Origin of the sequence: Winogradskyella alexanderae, from assembly GCF_020166335.1 — a bacterium.
GTDB lineage: Bacteria > Bacteroidota > Bacteroidia > Flavobacteriales > Flavobacteriaceae > Winogradskyella > Winogradskyella alexanderae.
The window spans coordinates 13,683-35,427 of record NZ_JAIUJR010000001.1 but is presented as its reverse complement, the minus strand read 5'-3'; the positions used below and the strand labels follow the sequence as shown (position 1 = coordinate 35,427).

Genomic DNA, 21,745 nt, shown 5'->3' with positions numbered 1-21,745 from the left:
AGAGAGGCTTTTTCTTTATATTTGTTTTATATGAACGAAAATCTAAATCCTTCCAACGAAAATTATTCACCAGAGGAACTTGACGTAGAAAAAAAGTTAAGACCCCTTACGTTTGATGATTTTACAGGTCAAGATCAAGTATTAAAGAATTTGTTAGTTTTTGTTCAGGCCGCGAACCTTAGAGAAGAAGCCTTAGACCATACCTTATTTCACGGTCCGCCTGGGCTTGGTAAAACAACTTTAGCACATATTTTGGCCAACGAACTTAATGTTGGAATAAAGGTAACATCAGGTCCAGTATTAGACAAGCCTGGAGATTTAGCAGGATTACTTACTAATTTAGATGATCGAGATGTATTGTTCATAGATGAAATTCATCGTTTAAGTCCTATTGTAGAGGAATATTTATACTCAGCAATGGAGGATTATAAAATTGATATTATGATTGAGTCTGGACCAAATGCCAGAACGGTTCAAATAAATTTAAATCCATTTACGCTTGTTGGTGCAACTACGCGTTCGGGTTTGTTGACTGCACCGATGCGAGCACGTTTTGGGATAAGTAGTCGACTACAATATTATAATACAGAGTTACTGACTACTATCGTGCAGCGTAGCGCATCCATATTGAATGTGCCAATTTCTATGGAAGCGGCAATTGAAATCGCTGGTCGTAGTCGAGGAACACCTAGAATTGCCAATGCGCTATTAAGACGTGTAAGAGATTTTGCTCAGATAAAAGGTAATGGAAGTATAGATATTGATATTGCCAAGTTTTCTTTAGAGGCCCTAAATGTTGACGCACACGGTTTGGACGAAATGGACAATAAAATTTTGACAACCATTATTGAAAAATTTAAAGGTGGTCCTGTAGGGATTACCACGCTTGCAACAGCTGTAAGTGAAAGTGCAGAGACGATAGAAGAAGTCTACGAGCCATTTTTAATACAACAAGGATTTATTATGCGAACACCTAGAGGGCGAGAGGTGACGGAACAAGCTTATAGTCACCTCGGAAAAATAAAAGGCCCAAAACAAGGTGGATTATTTTGAGTGTGTCATATTGAACAAGTTTGTATTCCATAACTATGTTGAATAATAAAACCAAATACACAAAATTTATTAAAACCGAAGCCAAACGCCTCGGTTTTTTGTCATGTGGTATAAGTAAAGCTGAATTTCTTGAAAAGGAAGCACCAAGGCTAGAAAATTGGTTAAACAAGAATATGCATGGTGAAATGCGTTATATGGAAAATCATTTTGATAAGCGTTTGGACCCAACGCTTTTAGTAGAAGGTTCGAAAAGCGTGGTGTCTTTACTCCTGAATTATTTTCCCAATCATGAACAGAATACTGATAGTTATAAACTGTCAAAGTATGCTTATGGCACAGATTATCATTTTGTTATCAAGGATAAAATAAAAATGCTTTTATGCGCAATTCAAGATGAAATTGGTGACGTAAATGGACGTGCTTTTGTTGATTCCGCCCCTATTCTAGATAAAGCTTGGGCGGCAAGATCTGGTCTAGGGTGGATTGGAAAGCACACTAATCTTCTAACGCAACAAGTAGGGTCATTCTATTTTATTGCAGAATTAATAATTGATTTAGAATTAGAGTATGATACACCTGTAACAGATCATTGTGGCACTTGTACAGCTTGTATTGATGCTTGTCCGACTGAAGCGATAACTGAACCTTATGTAGTAGATGGGAGTAAGTGTATCTCCTATTTTACCATTGAGTTAAAAGAGAATATACCAACTGAGCTTAGAGGTAAATTTGACGACTGGATGTTTGGTTGTGATGTTTGCCAAGATGTTTGCCCATGGAATCGATTTTCAAGAGGTCACAACGAACCGTTGTTTAATCCAAATCCAGAAATGTTGGAAATGACAAAAAAAGATTGGGAAGAAATAACTGAAGAGACATTTAAAAAAGTTTTCAAAAAATCTGCGGTAAAACGGACTAAATATTCAGGTTTAAAGAGAAACATTGCCTTTTTGAAGGATTAAGCTTTAAATATTTCATTGTGTATCTTTGGGACTAATTCATTTTGAGAAATGAGCAAACAGAGTAAGCGAATAGAAGCTTTGGTTTATCATGCCAAACCAACACCAGGAAAGATAAAAGTTATACCTACGAAGAAATATGCCTCTCAGCGAGATCTGTCTTTGGCTTATTCTCCAGGAGTTGCTGAACCTTGCCTTGAAATAGATAAAAATGTAGATAACGTTTACAAGTATACGGCAAAAGGAAATTTAGTTGCTGTTATATCTAACGGTACTGCAGTTTTGGGTTTAGGAAATATTGGACCAGAAGCTTCAAAACCTGTTATGGAGGGAAAAGGTTTGCTATTCAAAATATTTGCAGATATAGACGTTTTTGATATCGAAGTTAATACTGAAAATGTTGATGAGTTTATAGAGACCGTAAAAAATATTTCGCCAACTTTTGGAGGAATTAATTTAGAAGACATTAAAGCTCCTGAGGCCTTTGAAATAGAACGTCGTCTAAAAGCAGAATTGGATATTCCGGTAATGCATGACGATCAACATGGTACGGCAATAATCTCTGCCGCTGCATTACTAAATGCACTAGAATTAGCAGAAAAGAAAATAGGGGAGATAAGAATTGTAGTAAGTGGTGCTGGTGCAGCAGCAATTTCGTGCACACGCCTTTATAAAGCATTTGGAGTCAAGAAAGAGCATATCGTAATGCTAGATAGTAAAGGTGTTATTAGAACAGATCGCACTAATTTAACGTCCCAGAAAGCTGAATTTGCAACTAATAGAAAGATAGACTCCTTAAAAGAGGCTATGGTAGACGCAGATGTTTTTATAGGGTTATCTATGGCCGATATCGTAACACCAGAGATGCTTAAATCTATGGCCAAGGATCCCATTGTATTTGCTATGGCCAATCCAAATCCTGAGATTGACTATGATTTGGCAATTGAGACAAGAGAGGATATTATAATGGCTACTGGTCGTAGTGACCATCCAAACCAAGTAAATAATGTCTTGGGGTTTCCTTTCATTTTTAGAGGTGCTTTAGATGTTAGAGCAACAAAAATTAATGAGGCCATGAAAATGGCGGCTGTGAAGGCACTTTCAAGACTAGCAAAAGAACCTGTGCCAGAACAAGTAAATCTTGCCTATAACGAAACCAGATTAACCTTTGGAAAAGATTATATAATACCTAAGCCGTTTGACCCGAGATTAATTGAAGAAGTTCCTCCAGCAGTTGCAAAAGCAGCGATCGAAAGTGGTGTTGCAAAAGCGCCTATTGAAGATTGGGATAGATACAAAAACACCTTAATGGAACGATTGGGGTCAGACAATAAATTGGTAAGAATGTTACTCCAAAGGGCACGAACGAATCCTAAGAGAATAGTGTTTGCAGAAGCAGATCAATTAGATGTTCTTAAGGCTGCTCAAATAGTTTATGAAGAAGGTGTCGCAAACCCAATATTATTAGGAAGGCGTGATACCATTTTAGATCTCATGACAGAGATAGAATTTGATGTAGATGTACCAATTTTAGATCCAAAATCAGATGAAGAATTAGAACGCAAGAACCGCTATGCTAAATCATATTGGGAGAAACGCCAGAGACAAGGTGTTACATTATACGCTGCCGAACAAAAAATGAGAGAACGAAACTATTATGCAGCAATGATGGTAAATGAAGGAGATGCAGATGGAGTGGTAACAGGCTATTCCAGAAGTTATCCTAATGTAGTCAAACCAATGTTGGAACTAATTGGAATGGCGGATGGCGTTTCACGAATAGCAACAACAAACGTAATGATAACGCAGAGAGGACCGATGTTTTTGAGTGATACCTCTATAAATATAGATCCTAGCGCAAAGGACTTAGCGCGAATAGCGCGAATGACATCTAATGTTGCGAAAATGTTTGGTATTGAGCCTGTAATTGCGATGACTTCATATTCAAATTTTGGTTCTTCAGATAATCCAAGGGCAGGAAAAGTTAATGATGCCGTTGCTTTTCTCCATAAAGCTTACCCAGATATGATAGTAGATGGCGAAGTACAAACAGATTTCGCTCTAAACTCAGAAATGCTCCAAGATATTTTCCCATTCTCTAAATTGGCAGGAAGGAAAGTAAACACTTTAATTTTTCCTAATCTAGATGCTGCAAATATTACGTATAAGCTTTTAAAGGAATTAAATAAAGTCGAGTCAATAGGACCAATAATGATGGGGATGAATAAGCCGGTTCACATATTACAATTAGGTGCAAGCGTAGATGAAATTGTAAATATGTCTGCAATTGCTGTAATTGATGCCCAAGAGCGTGAAAAAAGACAGCAGTAAAAACACTTTGCTTTCAATAATCAGTCCTTTGTAATGTAAAATATTTTATTACATTTGGCCTATTAACCTATGATATTTACGTCGTTAATCTCATCAAATTAGAAGCACAGTAGTTACGAGATTAAAGAAAATTGAATTGTGTGGGTTAATCTAAGTTTTTTAAAGGATTTATGATTACACACTTAGAGGGGAAACTTGTTGAAAAAAATCCTACGGATATTGTTATAGATTGCAATGGTGTCGGCTATTTTATCAATATTTCACTGCATACCTTTTCTCAAATCCCAGATGGGGAAAATATAAAATTATATACCTATCTTCAAGTAAGGGAAGATTCGCATTCGCTATATGGTTTTTCTTCAAAGGCGGAGCGTGAAATATTCAAATTACTTATTTCTGTTAGTGGCATCGGTGCAAATACAGCCCGAACCATGTTATCATCGTTGTCACCAGAGCAAGTAAAGGAGGGCATAGCGAGTGAAGATGTTGCCTTAATTCAAAGTGTAAAAGGTATTGGAGCTAAAACTGCGCAACGTGTTATTATTGATTTAAAGGATAAAGTGTTAAAAGTTTATGGTATAGACGAACTTTCTTTGATACCAAACAATACTAACAAAGATGAAGCGTTATCTGCATTAGAAGTTTTAGGATTTAACAAAAAACAATCAGAGAAAGTTATTGATAAGATTTTAAAAGCACAACCAGATGCCCTTGTAGAGCAAATTATTAAAGAAGCTCTTAAAAACCTATAAAACAATTGAATAAAACTAACTATAATCAACACTTCAATTCTTTTCGTTTTTTATGCTTAATAGTGGTTACACTGTTAAGTGGTTTTTTGAGCGCTCAGGAAAATGAGCAAGCCCAGGATACCACAAAAACTACGTTTGCTTTTGGAAAGCTGGTTATGCCAAACCCAAGCAGTATTGTTTCAAAATACACGTATGATCCAATTCTGGACAGATACATTTACACAGAAAAAATTGGGAATTTCAATACTAACTATCCTTTAATTCTAACACCTGAAGAATTTCAAAAGTTGGTACTTCAAGAGAGGTTGAAGGAATATTATAAGCAAATGGCAGATGCAGCCGCGGGAAAAAAAGACGGTACAGAAGAAGATCAAAAAAACTTGTTGCCAGAATTTTACGTGGATTCTGGATTGTTTGAAACTATTTTTGGAGGTAATAGCATAAATGTAGTACCTCAAGGTTCTGTTGAAGTAGACTTAGGTGTGTTATTTTCAAGACAAGATAATCCTGCTTTTTCGCCCAGAAACAGAACCAATTTTACATTCGATTTTGACCAGAGAATCAGTTTGAGTCTTTTAGGAAAAGTTGGTACTAGACTTCAAGTTACTGCCAATTATGATACAGAGTCTACTTTCGATTTTCAGAATTTAGTTAAATTAGAATATACGCCCACAGAGGATGATATCATCCGAAAAATTGAAGTTGGTAATGTTAATATGCCACTTAACAGCTCACTTATTACGGGAGCACAAAGCCTTTTTGGTGTTAAAACAGAGCTTCAGTTTGGAAGGACTACTGTTACCGCTGTTTTTTCTGAGCAACAATCACAATCAAGATCAGTTGTTGCACAGGGTGGAGGAACACTTGAAGAATTTGAATTCTTCGCAAGGGATTACGACGAAAACAGGCACTTTTTCTTAGCACACTATTTTAGAAATAACTATGACAAGGCTTTGTTACAGTATCCATTCATTGATAATCAAGGGTTACAGATTACTAGGGTAGAAGTTTGGGTAACCAATAGAAACAATCAAACGGATAATGTGAGAAATGTTGTGGCGTTTCAGGATTTAGGAGAGTCCCAAATCGATAATATTGGTTTTGAGCCTATACCACCTGGATTTGTAAATAACCCAACTGAATTTCCGAGAAACGAAAATAATGATTTAGACCCAACAAATATTGGTGGGCCTGGCTCAATCTTAAATGATAATGTAAGGGATATAACCATCGTTGAATCAGGAATAAACGTCCCAGCTAATGAGGGATTTGATTTTGGAAAATTAGAAGCCGCTAGAAAGCTACAAGAAGGGCAGGATTACGTGTTAAACACTGAATTGGGTTATATTTCATTAAATCAGAGATTATTAAACGACGAGGTGCTTGCTGTTGCATTTCAATATACCGTCGGTGGCGAGGTTTATCAGGTTGGTGAATTTGCCAATGATGGTGTTGATGCAACTGCAGTAGATACAGGTACAGGTAACGAGGTTATCAATAACCAAAGTTTAATACTAAAAATGCTTAAAAGTGCAGTAACTGTAGTTGATCTTCCTATTTGGGATTTAATGATGAAAAACATCTATGACACTGGTGCTTTTCAGTTAAGTCAAGAAGATTTTAGATTGAATATATTTTATACAGAAGCGTCACCTGTAAATTATATTCGTCCGGTTGAAGGCACAACATTCCCACTTTTTGATAATAACACGCCTTTTAACGGTGATGACACTGAAATCAATGAAACACCACTCATTCGATTATTTCATCTAGACCGACTCAATTTTAATAATGACCCTCAAGAACGTGGCGATGGTTTTTTTGACTATGTACCTGGTCTAACTGTACTTACTCAAAACGGAAAAATCATATTTACAAAGGCAGAGCCATTCGGTAAGTATTTATTTGATGTCTTGGATGATGATGGTAATCCAAATAACAATGATGCCGATTATGAGCTCGATGTTTATCCAAATGCAAACCAAGAGAAGTATGTTTACGACTTGTTATACAAGTCTACAAAAACACAAGCTTTGGATGATGCTGAGAAAAATAAATTTCAAATAAAAGGTAGATTTAAAAGTAGTGGTGCGGGTGGCGGTATACCCATAGGTGCATTTAACGTGCCTAGAGGTTCTGTTCGTGTCACAGCAGGTGGACGATTACTTGTGGAAGGCATAGATTATACCGTAAACTATCAATTAGGACGTGTTGAGATTTTAGATGAAGCCCTTAAGGCATCAAATACACCAATTAATGTAGATGTTGAAAACAATGCTGTTTTCGGGCAACAAACAAGACGATTCACGGGTATAAATGTAGAGCATCAGTTTAATGAAAATTTTGTCCTTGGTGCTACGCTCTTAAATTTAAATGAACGCCCTATTACACAAAAGGCTAATTTCAATGCAGAGCCTATAAACAATACAATTTTTGGAATGAATGGTAATTTTTCGACAGAATTGCCATTCCTTACCAGATTAGCAAACAAATTGCCAAACATAGATACAGATGTTCCTTCAAATCTTTCTGTTAGAGGTGAGTTTGCCTATTTATTACCAGGAGCTCCTAAAGGGACCGATTTTAATGGTGAAGCAACAGCTTATATCGATGATTTTGAAGGAACACAAGGGGCGATAGATTTATTAAGCCCATTATCGTGGTTTTTGTCAAGTAGACCACGAAATCTACCCGCTAATATACCTGGAAACGATAACCCTGGAACAGAGAATGGTTATGGTAGAGCTTTTTTAAACTGGTACACCATCGATCCTATCTTTTATAGTAACCAGAGACCAGATGGCATAACAGACGAAGATGTTTCGGACCTATATACAAGACGGGTTTTCATAGACGAAATATTCCCAGAAGTAGACATTGTTCAGGGACAAACTTCAGTAATTAATACATTAGACCTATCCTATTATCCATCTGAAAGGGGGCCATACAACTTTGATCCACAGGCAACCAATGATGTTTTAAATCCAAATAACAGCTGGGCCGGTATAACAAGACAGATAACCTCAACAGATTTTGAGCAGGCAAATGTGGAATACATTGAGTTTTGGGTACAAGACCCGTTTTTGGATAATCCTGCAGGTCAAGGTGGTAAACTGTATGTAAACTTAGGTAACATTTCAGAGGATGTTTTAAAGGACGGAAAGAAACAATATGAAAACGGTCTTCCAGAAGATGGTGATGTTTCCTTATTAAATCCAACACCGTATGGAGGTGTGGTACCACAAAATCAATCTTTGATTTACACCTTTGCCACAACAGGTCAAGAACGTGCAAATCAGGATGTTGGTTATGATGGATATGACGACATAGAAGAGTCCTTGCAATTTGGTGCACAATTTGGAGAAGACCCTTCAAAGGATAACTATGTTTATTATTTAAACACAAATGGATCTATACAAGAACGTTACAAAAGATATAACGGTCAAGAAGGTAACACACCAGATATATTTACAGATACCAATAGAGGATCTACAACGCAACCAGATGTAGAGGACATTAACAGAGATAACACAATGAATACCATTGATAGTTATTTTGAGTATGAGGTAGATATTAATCCCACAGTACTGAATATTAACAACCCACAGATTAACGACGTAAAGCAACGTACGGTTACATTACCTAATGGTCAAGAACGAAGCGTAACATGGTATCAATTTAGATTACCTATAAATGAACCAACAAATGCCGTAGGTGGTATTAGAGATATTCGTTCAGTGCGTTTTGCAAGATTGTATCTAAGGGAATTCACTGAGAATACCATATTGCGTTTTGCAACTTTGGATTTAGTGCGAAGTGATTGGAGACGTTACACCTTAGATTTAGACAACGATCCAACCAATAATAGTGCAGATGCAGAATTTAATGTTGCAATTGTAGGTGTTCAGGAAAACGATGGTGATTACGTAATTCCACCAGGAGTAAGACGTGAAGAATTAAATAACAACAACAATATAATTAGACAGAATGAGCAGTCTTTAGTGTTACAAGCCTGTGAATTAGAACCAGAAGATTCTAAGGGTGTATTTAAAAATATAAATGTAGACATGCGACAGTATAAAAGGCTGCGAATGTTTTTACATGCCGAAGCTCAAGAAGGTTCCGTTCTCCAAGAAGGTGAACTAATTGCTTTTATTAGAATGGGAAATGATTTTACGGATAACTTCTATCAAATTGAAATTCCATTATTGCCCACAGAATTGGTTGACGATGGTTTGACAATAGAAGAACAAATATGGCCAAGAGTTAACGAAATTAATATGCCATTGGCTATACTTCAAGACATTAAATCTAAAGGTATTTTTGATCAATCACTAACTAATGTAGACCCTACGTTTTATGATGTAGTAGATGGCGTTCTAAATGAAAACCCGGTACCTGAATTTTCACCTTTACCAACAGGACAACAACGAGTAGCTATTAAAGGAAATCCAAACTTTGGAGATATTAGGGTGTTAATGGTTGGTTTAAAGAATTCGGGGAATACAGGTATGAATGCTTGTGGTGAAGTTTGGTTTAATGAGTTACGTATGTCAGACCTCGAAAATGAGGGAGGTTGGGCAGCTGTTATGAGTATGGATTCCAATATTGCAGATTTTGCTGATATCAGTGCCACAGGAAGACGCAGTACTATTGGATTTGGTGGAATTGAGCAAAACCCAAATGAGCGCAGTAGAGAAGATGTAAAACAGTACGATGTTGTAACCAACGTACAATTAGGACAATTACTTCCTAAGCAATGGGGAATTCAAATTCCGTTTAATTACGCCCAAAGTGAAGAAATTATAACACCACAATTTGATGAGTATTACAGAGATATAGAATTAGAAACCCAATTAAATAATACTACTGATACGGACTCAATTCTCAAGGTAAATGAAAATTACACAAAGCGGAAGAGTATAAATTTCATTGGTGTACGAAAACAAAAAATGGGCGATGGCAAACGTCACTTCTATGATGTAGAAAATCTAACCTTTAACTATTCGTATAACAAGGTAGAGCACAGGGATTTTGAGATAGAAAATTCTTTAGATCAAAATATAAGAGCTGGGGTCAATTATAATTATGCTTTCGAACCTGCAAAAATTGAACCCTTTAAAAAGAATGACTCACTCTTTAGAGGAAAATACTGGAAAATTTTAAAAGATTTCAATTTCAATTTATTACCAAGTAGTATTTCTGTAAACACGGACATAAATAGGCAGTTCAGTAAGCAAAAATTCCGGGAAGTTGAGTTAGGCGGTGATAATATCGCAATAGAAGAATTGTTCAGACGTAATTATACATTTGATTTTCAATACGCCATAAATTATAACCTTACCGATGCTTTAAGTCTCAATTTTACAGCAGCAAATACCAATATTGTTAGGAATTATTTTATTGATGACAGGATAAATGGTAGACAAGATCCAAATTTAGATGTCTGGGATGGATTCTTTGATTTTGGTGATCCAAATCTTCAGACGCAACAGCTTCAGGTAAACTATGAAATACCATTGTACAAAATCCCAATTTTAAGTTTTTTAAGGGCCACATATGCTTACAATGGTGCATTTCAATGGCAAAAAGGGTCTGATTTAAATGAGGGACTTGTGCTAGACGGTCAGACTTATAATCTCGGTCATTCAATACAAAACTCCAATACGCATAACCTCAATACCACATTAAATATGGAGACCCTGTATAAAAGTATTGGTTTGGTTAGAAAGGGCAATCAGCGTGGACGAGGCAGAAACACTGCGGTTAAAAGTCGAACAGCGCCAACTCCTGATGTCCCTGCAGAAGGCAGTAGAGCAAATCCAACGAAAAAAGGCAGTGTTGGTCAAAAAGCATACAACACCTTAATTGATATAGTTACCATGGTAAAACGAGTACAATTTGGTTATTCAGAAAATAATGGAACGTTTTTACCCGGTTATTTACCAACTCCTGGTTTTATCGGTACTTTAAGGCCTACTTGGGATTACACATTTGGAAGCCAACGCGACATAAGAGGTGTAGTTGCTGAGAATGGATGGTTAACAATATTCCCAGAATTCAATCAGCAGTATACAGAAGTAACAAATAAGACGTTAGATTACTCCATGAATCTCGAGCCAATGCGAGATCTTAAGATAGACTTAATTGGTAACAGAACATTTGCAGAAAACATTAACGAGACATTCAGGGCAATTGATATTGATAATGATGGCTTAAGTGACCAGTATGAAGATTTAATCACTAACGCCTTCGGAAACTTTAATATTTCTACGGCCTTAATACGAACAGCTTTTAGCAGGAGCGATGAATTACAGTCTACAACATTTGACGATTTTAGAGCGAATCGTTTAATCGTTGCCAATAGATTGGCAAGGGAATTTTATGGGACTAATACGTTTGCTACAGATGCAGAAGGCTATCCATTAGGGTTTGGCAAAAATAGTCAGCGTGTATTGCTACCGGCCTTTTTAGCGGCATACCAAGGGGCAGATGCTGAGAAAATAAGTACAAGTGCATTTAGGGATGTTCCAATTCCAAATTGGACATTGAAGTATACCGGGTTAATGCGAATCCCATGGTTTAAAAAGACCTTTAGAAGATTTTCAATTCAACATGGATATAGATCTAGATATACCATAAATCAGTTCAGGACAAACCTTGATTTGGACCCTAGTGAGTTTAATCTAGGTCAACCTTATGCAGACCAACCAGACACTGTATTAGATCAATCGGGTAATTTTAAAAACGAAACACTTTACAGCAATATAAATTTAGAGGAGCAGTTTAGTCCGCTCATCAGATTAGAGTTTGAAATGAAGAACTCAATAAAAGTTCTTGCCGAAATTAAAACCGACAGACTGCTTTCATTAAGCTTTGATAATAATCTATTAACTGAAATTCAAGGTGAAGAATATACCCTAGGTCTGGGTTATAGAATTAAGGATTTAAGAATTAGATCACAATTAGCAGGAGCAAAACAAATTATAAAGAGTGATCTTAATATGCGTGCTGATATTTCTGTAAGAGATAACAAAACAATAATCCGATACTTAGATTTAGAGAATAATCAAGTCACGGCAGGTCAAACTATTTGGGGAGCAAAGTTTACGGCAGATTACGCATTCAGCAAAAATTTAACGGGCATTTTTTATTTTGACTACACTTTCTCAGATTTTGCCATATCTACTTCTTTCCCACAAACTTCGTTACGATCAGGAATTACCTTACGTTATAATTTTGGTAATTAATTTTGAATGGAAGCAATTAAAAAATTATTTTTGTTGCTCTAATTTATTACAATATTAAGCGATGAATATACCATCAGAATTAAAGTACACCAAAGATCACGAATGGGTGAGAATTGAAGGGGATGTAGCAACTGTAGGCATTACAGATTTTGCGCAGGGAGAATTAGGAGATATAGTTTATGTTGAGGTAGACACCTTAGATGAGACTTTAGATGCCGAAGAGGTTTTTGGTACTGTTGAAGCTGTAAAAACAGTTTCAGATTTGTTTCTACCCCTTTCTGGAGAGATCATTGAGTTTAATGAAGGTTTAGAAAATGAACCAGAAAAGGTAAATTCAGATCCCTATGGAGATGGTTGGATGATAAAACTCAAAATTGACGACGATTCTCAAATCGAGAATTTATTATCTGCGGAAGATTACAAGGCCCTTATTAGTGCTTAAGGAACTACTGCTATTTTTTTCTATTTTTTATACAATCGCTTTGATTGTGCTCAGTCTTATTAATATAGATCACATACCGGATTTGGGCTCTAGTATGGATGATAAGATCTATCATGTAGTGGCTTACTTCATCTTGGTATCTCTATGGATTACTTATTATAAGCCTTTAAATAACCAGCGCATCATTTCCATCGTTGTTTTGGCCTCAGTTTCATTAGGAGCTTTATTGGAAGTATTGCAATTTTTGCTAAATCCTAACAGAACTTTTGATGTCTTGGATATGCTGGCAAATGCCTTGGGTGTTCTTCTTGGCACATTAATTGCAGTTAGATATTCGTTGTTAAAGTTAAAATAATTGAAAGCCTTGCTATTTTAATATTTAATTAATTAAATTAGCGATGTTATAGTAAAACCGGTAATATGGAACCTAAGAAAAATCCAAAATCAGATGTGAGTCGAAATAGTTCTATCTATTTTGCAGTTGGACTTGCTTTAATGTTGGCAATCACTTATATGTCAATAAATTATAAGACATACGATAAAAGTGATATCGCTTTAGACTCTTTAAATCTAGATGACGAGTTAGAAGAAGAAGTACCAATTACAGAACAGATAGTAACACCTCCACCTCCACCACCACCACCACCAGCTGCACCGGAGGTTATTGAGGTAGTTGAGGATGAAGAGGAAGTTGAGGAGACGGTTATAGAATCTACTGAGACAGAAATGGAAGCTGAAATCGTTGAAGTAGAAGAAGTGGTTGTAGAAGAGGTAGAAGAAGATATTGAGGTGCCTTTCTCGGTTATTGAAAACGTACCTGTATTCCCTGGATGTGAAAGAGAAAAGGGGAATGCAGCGAAGAAAAAGTGCATGTCTGAGAAGGTAGCGAAATTTGTAAACAAAAAGTTTAATACAGAACTCGCTAGTGATTTAGGTTTGCCTGCAGGTAGAAAACGTATTTTCGTTTCATTTAAAATAGATAAATCTGGAAACATAGTAGGTGTAGGAGCACGTGGCCCGCACCCAGGATTAGAAAAAGAAGCTAAACGTGTAATTAGTTTATTGCCTAAAATGAAGCCTGGTAAACAAAGAGGAAAGGCTGTAATTGTGCCTTACTCATTACCAATTGTGTTCCAAGTACAAGACTAAGAAATACAGTTATTAAATATAAGAATCCCGTTCAAAATTATTTGGACGGGTTTTTTTTGAAATGCAATTTAAAAGTTAGTTGCTTGATTCCTTTATGGAAAAATATAATTGTGATATTATCCTTTAAAATTATTATTGGCTGATTCATTCTAAGTCCACCAAAACGACTGAATTATCATCAATCTCAAATCAAACTTTTATTGATTCATAAGTGATTTTTTGTTTTAGCTGGTACTAAAAAATAAGTATCTTTCGTTAAATTAATTAAACTCTCTTTATGAAAAAGATTTTGCTAATTGTTGCATTATTAGGTTCTGTAATTTGTAACAGTCAAAATCTTTCAGCTTATGAAAAACCTCCTGTGTTTAAGGAGTGTGATTCTCTTACCGTAGATCAAATTAAGTCTTGTTTCAATTTTACACTTAATACTTTCATTTTTAAAAATTTCGTGGTACCAGAGATCGTTATTGAAGACACTTATCAAGGCGAAATAAAAGTATTGTTTGAAGTAAATAAAGAAGGTGAATTTAATGTCATTTACATTGATGCTATTTATAATGAATTAAAAGAAGAGAGTAAGCGTGTATTTGGCTTACTTCCAAAAGTTGAGCCAGCAACTTACAACGGCAAGGCAACGTTTGTGCAGTATAGTATTGACATTCCTATACCACTTGAAGAACCAATAGAGTCTTCACATAAGGATGCGGTAGATAATACCACGGGCTATGATAGTTTAAGCGCAACGTTATCAGAGGAATTTGACAAAATAAATGCTCAGATTAAGCCTTACGATAAGTTAGAATATACAAGCCAATTAAATGTACCCTTTACACACTCTTTTTATGCGAGGTTTGATGATGAAATGAATGCTATTGGTACGAATAGTCACACTGCAGCAAAACCTTTTCTGTATGCCGACGTTGCTAAATACTATGATATAAAAGCAGAAAGAGAAAGTTTGGTAAAAGCAACAGATTCTTGGTTAGGCCGTAAAGTTTTTAACGAACATCTTGTTGCCGTCCAAGGAAAAGATTATTGGTTTACGGTAGACCCAATTGTAGACTTACAGGTTGGTAGGGATACTGAGGCAGATTTTAATTCTACATGGAATAATACAAGGGGTATTTTCATTCAAGCTGGTTTAGGTAAACGGTTTAATCTAACGACATCCGTTTATGAAAGCCAAGGACGTTTTGCAGACTACTTTAACAGATATGCTGAAAGCTTAAAAGCTTTTGGTCCTGACCCAGCAATTATACCTGGTAGAGGTATTGCAAAGCGGTTTAAAAAAGATTCTTATGATTATCCTGTTGCGGAGGCTTATTTATCATACACTCCTGCAGATTTTCTAAACATTCAATTTGGCCATGGGAAAAACTTCATCGGAGATGGTTACCGATCCCTTTTACAAAGTGATGTAAGTAGTCCTTACCCATTTTTAAAGTTGAATACTAGTTTCTGGAAAATTAAATACACGAGTACTTGGATGTGGTTGAAAGATGTAAGGCCCGAAGTAACGGTAGATGGTGCTTTTTTTACTAAATATATGGCGAACCATTATTTAAGTTGGAATGTCTCAAAACGATTAAATATTGGTTTGTTTGAATCGGTAATGTGGGCAGACACAAATAACAGAGGCTTTGATGTAAACTATTTAAATCCAATAATTTTCTTTAGGGCAATAGAATTTCAGACCGGTCAAGATGCTGGTAATGCTATTTTGGGTTTGAGCGGAAAGTACAAATGGAATAACAAGGTTAATATTTATGGTCAATTTGTTCTGGATGAGTTCTCGTTGAGTGATGTTAGAGCCGGAGAGAAAAGTTGGAAAAACAAGTTTGGATTTCAATTAGGAGCAAAATATTTTAATGCATTTAAGGTCGATAACTTATTGCTTCAAGCTGAGTACAATCAAGTAAGACCCTACACTTATTCACATAATTCAATCATTTTAAACTATGCGCATTTTAACCAACCAATGGCACACCTTTGGGGATCTAACTTTAGAGAAGTTGTTTTAATTGGGCGATATAATTACAAGCGTTGGTTTGCCGATGCTAAGATTGTAATGGGCCAGCGTGGATTTGATTTTAATACTGCCGAAGATAGTTTTAATTATGGAGGTGATATTTTTGCTGATGAGGATAATAGAGTTGGAAATACGAATATAACAATTGGGCAAGGAAATAAAACCAATAGTTTTATGACCGAACTTCAAGCTGGCTACTTATTAAACCCAGAAACTAATTTAAAGCTTTTTACTAATATTATTTACAGAGATTTTAATCCTGAAGCAATTACAACTTCAACAGTAGACTCTAATACATTTTGGTTTAGTATAGGGTTGAGAACGGATTTATTTAATTGGTATAATGATTTTTAAATACCCTGTTAAGTATTGCTAAAACTGTACTTATTGGTTGGTGATAATTAATTTTCAAGTTATCTTTGCCCTCGCTAAGAATTAATGTTAAAAAATTGCTGTGAGTAGCGCAAAATCATCGTTATCAACTGTTTCTGTTTTCACTGATTTTAAGGAAATCACCAAGATGGGTTTGTCCGTGAGTGTGGTTTTTTCCTCATTGGCAGGGTACCTTTTAGGTGCCGAAACAATAAGTGCTGTCACCTTGCTACTATTAGCTGTAGGTGGTTACTTTATGGTTGGAGCCTCAAATGCCTATAATCAAATTATTGAAAGAGATTTGGATGCCCTAATGGACAGGACTAAAAATAGACCTATTCCTGCTGGTAGAATGTCCGTTAACACAGCTTTTATAATTGCAACATCATTCACAATTCTTGGTTTAATAACGCTTTACACGATCAATCCTAAAACCGCAATGTGGGGCGCAATTTCAATTTTTTTGTATACAAGTGTTTACACACCTTTAAAAACTAAAACAGCTTTATCTGTTTTTGTTGGAGCCTTGCCAGGTGCAATACCATTTATGCTGGGTTGGGTTGCAGCAAGAAATGCTTTTGGAATTGAACCTGGGACACTGTTTGCAATTCAGTTTTTTTGGCAGTTTCCACATTTTTGGTCAATAGGTTGGTTTTTGCATGAAGATTACAAAAAAGGGGGATTTTTTATGTTGCCCACGGGAAAACCAGATAAAGGAACTGCTGTTCAAATTATAATGTATAGTATTTGGACAACCTTAGTTTCTATTTTGCCTGTGTTTGGTTTTACAGGAGATCTTAAACTATCTATTGTTGGGGCAATAATTGTTTTTGGATTGGGATTGGTTATGATTGCTTACGCGTTTAGATTGTTTAAGGAACGATCAACTAGGGCAGCAAAACAGTTAATGCTCTCTAGTGTATTTTACATCACAATGTTGCAGATGGTTTATGTTGCAGATAAATTTTTGAGTTAGATGGATTTAACAGAAGGAACACAAGAAGAAAAACAGAATAGATCAAAAAAAATGATGTTGTGGTTTGGTATAGGATCTCTGATCATGACATTCGCTGGGCTAATAAGTGCATTTATAGTAAGCAGAAAACGGGAAGATTGGCTGGAGGATTTTCAATTGCCAAATGCATTTTTAATTAGCTTAATATTAATAATTGTTAGTAGTGTAACATTAATAGTCGCTAAAAAAGCACTCAAGCAGAACAATCTACAAGGTGTAACCATAGGATTGTTATTTACGTTTGTTTTGGGTGTTGCTTTTATTTACAATCAATTTGCAGGTTTCGGAGAATTAATTGAGGCTGGATATAACTTCACTGGACCTACCAGCAACGTTACAGTTTCCTTTATCTACATCATAGCTGTTGTTCATATTGCACACGTCATTGCTGGGTTAATCGCACTAATTGTTGTTATTTATAATCATTTTAAAAAGAAGTATAATTCAGAGAATATGCTTGGTTTTGAACTCGCTTCTATTTTCTGGCATTTTGTAGATATCCTATGGGTTGTGCTGTTTTTGTTTTTATATTTTTTTAGATATATAATTTGATTATTTTTGTCCAATCTTAAAACTTAAAATAGACTTATGGATTCTACAGTAGCAAGTACTGGTACAGAAGGAAAAACATGGGGCGGAGGAAATAGACCACTTGGAGCAAGTTACGGCAAGCTTATGATGTGGTTTTTTATCGTATCTGATGCCTTGACTTTCTCTGGCTTCTTAGCAGCATATGGTTTCTCAAGATTCAAATTCATTAAAGAATGGCCAATTGCTGATGAGGTATTTACGCACGTTCCGTTTTTACATGGCCAAGAGTTACCAATGATTTATGTTGCTTTCATGACATTTATTCTAATTATGTCTTCCGTTACTATGGTATTAGCCGTAGATGCCGGGCATCATATGAATAAAGCCAAGGTGACGCTATATCTCTTTTTAACCATTATAGGTGGTGCGATATTCGTTGGTTCTCAAGCTTGGGAGTGGGCAACTTTTATTAATGGGGATTATGGCGCTGTACAAACTAAAGGTGGTAATATTTTACAATTTGGAGAGTATGTTACTGTAGACGGGAAAGAGAAATTCAAGCGAATTTCTATTGAGGATTTTGCAATAACAGAAGCCACCGTTAGAACAGAGCATGAACGCAAAAATGGACTATGGTACGTGACAGAAGAGGCTTTACCACCGTATACTGTTAGTGAAATATACAATGGTCTTGAAGCGAATGAAAACATCTTGGTTAGAACTCAAATTATAAATGACGAAGGTGAAAAAACAATATTATCTAGAGAAGAATCCCTAAAACAGATAAAAGACAATGGACAACTGGTAGTTAAGGGCGCTAACTTAAGAGTTAATGAATATGGCACCTCTCTTTTTGCTGATTTCTTTTTCTTTATCACCGGTTTTCACGGATTCCACGTATTTTCTGGAGTAGTAATTAATATAATTATCTGGTTTAATGTTATACTAGGTACCTATGAAAGACGTGGTAGTTACGAAATGGTTGAGAAAGTTGGTCTTTACTGGCACTTTGTCGATTTAGTTTGGGTATTCGTATTTACATTCTTCTACTTAGTTTAATAAAATATTAAAAATCATTATGGCGCACGAACATAAATTAGAAATATTTAGAGGACTTTGGAAATTTAAGTCTAACACTCAGAAAATTTGGGGTGTACTAGTCTTTTTAACAGTTGTTACAGCGGTAGAGGTACTGTTAGGTATATATAAACCAGAGTTTCTTATGTATACATGGTTATCCCCATTTGAGGGTGGTTTCTTTGCTACATTAGGAAATATTTTGCTCTCACCATTCATATACATGAAACCGTTAAATTTAATATTCATTGTACTCACCTTGGTAAAAGCATATTACATTACGTGGGATTTCATGCACATGAGAGATGAAAAGGGAAGTTTGAGAAAAATGGTTGTTTGGACGGGTGTTTTTCTTATCTGTTATCTAATCTTTATCTTGTTACAAGAGGGAGGCTATGTTTTTGAAGTTTATAATTCTGAAGATGCTTTGATAAAGCGTGATTTTTAAAGAAAAAGGTTACGTTAAATGATATTTAAAAAGGTGGTTTTATTGAACCACCTTTTTTATTTTTGCACTATGAAAAACGAGAAATTAAAACGCTACTCAGTACTGACAATTCTATTCTTTTTGCCAGTTGCGTTTTTGTTAATACTATACCCATCTACTCATAATTATGAACCTTTAGAAATTGTTAATAATAACATTAAAGATATAACATCGTCAAATGAAATTAAACTAAAGGACCATATAACTGTGCTAGCTTTTTTTGGAAATAAACCTATAGAAAAGGCAATAGCAGGATCTAATTTGAAGGAGTTAGTTTACGACAAATTTAAAGGGTTCAAGAAATTTCAGATAGTAGTAATAGGAACAGAGGGAGTTCAAGAAGAATATGATAAATTAAATAAGGAAATTGCCAAATACGAAGATCTTAAGTTCTGGCACTATGTTTTTATACCTGAAGGTAAAATAAGAGAAATATACTCTAGTCTGAAGTCAACAAAGGAGTTAGATGCAAATCTTGCTACAGATGAGGTTTTTATAATTGACAAAGACCTAAATCAAAGAGGGCGATTAGATGACCGTGAAAAAAGAGAAATTGAGGCAAATAAACCGCTACGCGAGCTATATGCTTACAATTGTATTGAAGTGGCGGAAATTAAAAATAAAATGAGTGACGACATGCGCATTCTTTTTACAGAATATAGACAAAAAAGAAAAGGCAAGTTTCAGAATTCAGACTCAAGACGTGCTATAGATTTAAAACAGACCGATGAGTAAAAAAACAAACTATTCTTACGTTGGGATTGCGTTCATAATATTAGTATTCGGGATAATCTTCATACCAAGAATCCTAGATCGAATATCAAACAATGATGTTACAAGAGAAGAAAGTCGCAGTAAGGAGGTCTCGAAAACTAATATTAATGAAAATAAAAGTGATTTGGCTTACTTGGATATAAATGGGTCACCCAAAAAAGTACCAGAATTTCGTTTTACAAATCAAGACGGCCAAATAATTTCTAATGAAGACTATTTGGGCAAAGTATACGTTGTAGAATTCTTTTTTACCACTTGCCCAACAATTTGTCCAATAATGAACAGGAATCTTGTGGAAATACAAAATCAGTTTGAGGATTTTGAGGATTTTGGTGTTGCATCATTTACAATAACTCCAGAGATAGATACACCAGAAGTATTAAAGTCATACGCAGAAAAATATGGTATTACAAACCCAAACTGGCATCTAATGACTGGAGATGAAACAGAAATCTACAAGTTGGCAAACGAAGGATTTAACCTCTACACAGCCAAAGACGATACTGTTGAAGGTGGTTTTGAGCATTCTGGAAATTTTGCACTTATTGATAAGAAAGGATTTATAAGATCTAGAAGAGATAACTTTGGAAATCCTTTAATTTTTTATAATGGCTTGGTTCCGGAAGATCAAGGTGTTGATGACGAAGGCATTCCTCAAGAAATTACAATATTAAAAGAAGACATCGCTAAATTATTGAAAGAATAAATATGAATTCAGTAGATATAGAAAAAGAAAAGAAATACAATAAATGGATTGTTGTGTTGTCTATCGTAATACCTGTAGCAGTGGCAGCCTTGTTTGGTATTAATTTAAGGGAACTAGGTTTTGATGTAGAACCGTTAACGTTTCTTCCGCCTATTTATGCTACAATAAATGGTATAACAGCCTTGCTATTGATTATTGCCTTTATTGCAATTAAAAACAAGAATCTGGTACTCCATGAAAATTTAATGACTACTGCAATATGGTGTTCTGTCGCCTTTTTGGTAATGTATGTGGCCTATCATATGACTAGCGACTCTACTAAATTTGGGGGAGAAGGTATTATTAAATATGTGTACTACTTTATTTTAGTAACGCATATATTATTATCAATTGTTGTAATTCCATTTGTTCTAATAACCTACGTAAGAGCCATAACTAATAACATAGAGCGTCATAAGAAAATTGCAAAGATTACATTTCCTATTTGGCTCTATGTCGCTGTAACAGGAGTAGTGGTTTATTTAATGATTTCACCCTATTACGCATAAATATGAAATATAGAATTGCTTTAGTCGTTTTCACGCTTTTTTCTGTAACAAAGGCATGGTCACAATGTGCAATGTGTAGAGCTGTGTTAGAAAGTGGTGACGACCAAGCTGCGGCTGAAGGTATCAATGATGGTATCGTTTTTTTAATGGCAATACCCTATATTTTAGTTGGTGTTTTTGGCTATATAATTTATAGGCAATTCAATAAATCTCCCAAACAAAAAAATATAACTTAGATTTTGTAACAAAATCTCTTTTTAGAAGTCTTAA

At 35.4% G+C, this 21,745-nt stretch carries 17 protein-coding genes; all 17 read left to right on the top strand.

Annotated features, from left to right (window positions below):
• The first annotated feature begins 30 nt into the window (after positions 1-30).
• Positions 31-1,053: a Holliday junction branch migration DNA helicase RuvB gene (gene ruvB / locus LBU54_RS00140; protein WP_224523663.1), complete on the top strand. Its 1,023-nt coding sequence runs from the start codon at positions 31-33 to the stop codon at positions 1,051-1,053.
• Between the two features lie 35 nt (positions 1,054-1,088).
• On the top strand, positions 1,089-2,015 hold the full coding sequence (gene queG, locus LBU54_RS00135) for a tRNA epoxyqueuosine(34) reductase QueG (RefSeq protein WP_224523660.1): 927 nt from the start codon (positions 1,089-1,091) through the stop codon (positions 2,013-2,015).
• A 48-nt stretch (positions 2,016-2,063) separates the two neighbouring features.
• A complete protein-coding gene (locus LBU54_RS00130; protein ID WP_224523658.1) occupies positions 2,064-4,343 on the top strand; it encodes an NADP-dependent malic enzyme in 2,280 nt (759 codons plus the stop codon).
• Positions 4,344-4,513: 170 nt separating this feature from the next.
• Positions 4,514-5,095 carry a Holliday junction branch migration protein RuvA gene (ruvA, locus tag LBU54_RS00125; RefSeq protein ID WP_224523657.1) on the top strand — a complete coding sequence of 194 codons (582 nt, stop codon included), beginning with the start codon at positions 4,514-4,516 and terminating at the stop codon, positions 5,093-5,095.
• A gap of 5 nt (positions 5,096-5,100) precedes the next feature.
• Complete coding sequence (sov, locus tag LBU54_RS00120; RefSeq protein WP_394370846.1) at positions 5,101-12,345, top strand: T9SS outer membrane translocon Sov/SprA; 7,245 nt, start codon at positions 5,101-5,103, stop codon at positions 12,343-12,345.
• A gap of 61 nt (positions 12,346-12,406) precedes the next feature.
• The gene (gcvH, locus tag LBU54_RS00115) at positions 12,407-12,787 is read left to right on the top strand and encodes a glycine cleavage system protein GcvH (RefSeq protein ID WP_224523649.1); all 381 of its coding nucleotides are present in this window, start codon (positions 12,407-12,409) and stop codon (positions 12,785-12,787) included.
• Between the two features lie 46 nt (positions 12,788-12,833).
• On the top strand, positions 12,834-13,142 hold the full coding sequence (locus LBU54_RS00110; RefSeq protein WP_224523646.1) for a VanZ family protein: 309 nt from the start codon (positions 12,834-12,836) through the stop codon (positions 13,140-13,142).
• 65 nt (positions 13,143-13,207) lie between these two features.
• On the top strand, positions 13,208-13,936 hold the full coding sequence (locus LBU54_RS00105) for an energy transducer TonB (RefSeq protein WP_224523643.1): 729 nt from the start codon (positions 13,208-13,210) through the stop codon (positions 13,934-13,936).
• Between the two features lie 277 nt (positions 13,937-14,213).
• A complete protein-coding gene (locus tag LBU54_RS00100; protein WP_224523640.1) occupies positions 14,214-16,319 on the top strand; it encodes a gliding motility protein RemB in 2,106 nt (701 codons plus the stop codon).
• Between the two features lie 100 nt (positions 16,320-16,419).
• Positions 16,420-17,313 carry a heme o synthase gene (gene cyoE / locus LBU54_RS00095; RefSeq protein WP_224523638.1) on the top strand — a complete coding sequence of 298 codons (894 nt, stop codon included), beginning with the start codon at positions 16,420-16,422 and terminating at the stop codon, positions 17,311-17,313.
• Positions 17,314-17,904, top strand: coding sequence for a cytochrome c oxidase subunit 3 (locus tag LBU54_RS00090; protein WP_224523616.1), 591 nt, complete (start codon positions 17,314-17,316; stop codon positions 17,902-17,904).
• A 36-nt stretch (positions 17,905-17,940) separates the two neighbouring features.
• Entirely contained in the window at positions 17,941-18,942 is a 1,002-nt protein-coding gene (locus tag LBU54_RS00085) for a cytochrome c oxidase subunit 3 (protein WP_224523609.1), read from the top strand.
• A 19-nt stretch (positions 18,943-18,961) separates the two neighbouring features.
• Entirely contained in the window at positions 18,962-19,408 is a 447-nt protein-coding gene (locus tag LBU54_RS00080) for a cytochrome C oxidase subunit IV family protein (protein WP_224523606.1), read from the top strand.
• Positions 19,409-19,477: 69 nt separating this feature from the next.
• Positions 19,478-20,182: a hypothetical protein gene (locus LBU54_RS00075; protein ID WP_224523604.1), complete on the top strand. Its 705-nt coding sequence runs from the start codon at positions 19,478-19,480 to the stop codon at positions 20,180-20,182.
• Entirely contained in the window at positions 20,175-20,927 is a 753-nt protein-coding gene (locus LBU54_RS00070) for an SCO family protein (protein ID WP_224523598.1), read from the top strand. Before LBU54_RS00075 ends, LBU54_RS00070 begins: the two co-directional genes overlap by 8 nt.
• 2 nt (positions 20,928-20,929) lie before the next feature.
• The gene (locus LBU54_RS00065; protein ID WP_224523596.1) at positions 20,930-21,475 is read left to right on the top strand and encodes a DUF420 domain-containing protein; all 546 of its coding nucleotides are present in this window, start codon (positions 20,930-20,932) and stop codon (positions 21,473-21,475) included.
• Positions 21,476-21,477: 2 nt separating this feature from the next.
• Positions 21,478-21,711 (top strand): hypothetical protein, encoded by a 234-nt coding sequence (locus LBU54_RS00060; RefSeq protein ID WP_224523594.1) that lies wholly within the window; start codon positions 21,478-21,480, stop codon positions 21,709-21,711.
• Positions 21,712-21,745: the final 34 nt, after the last annotated feature.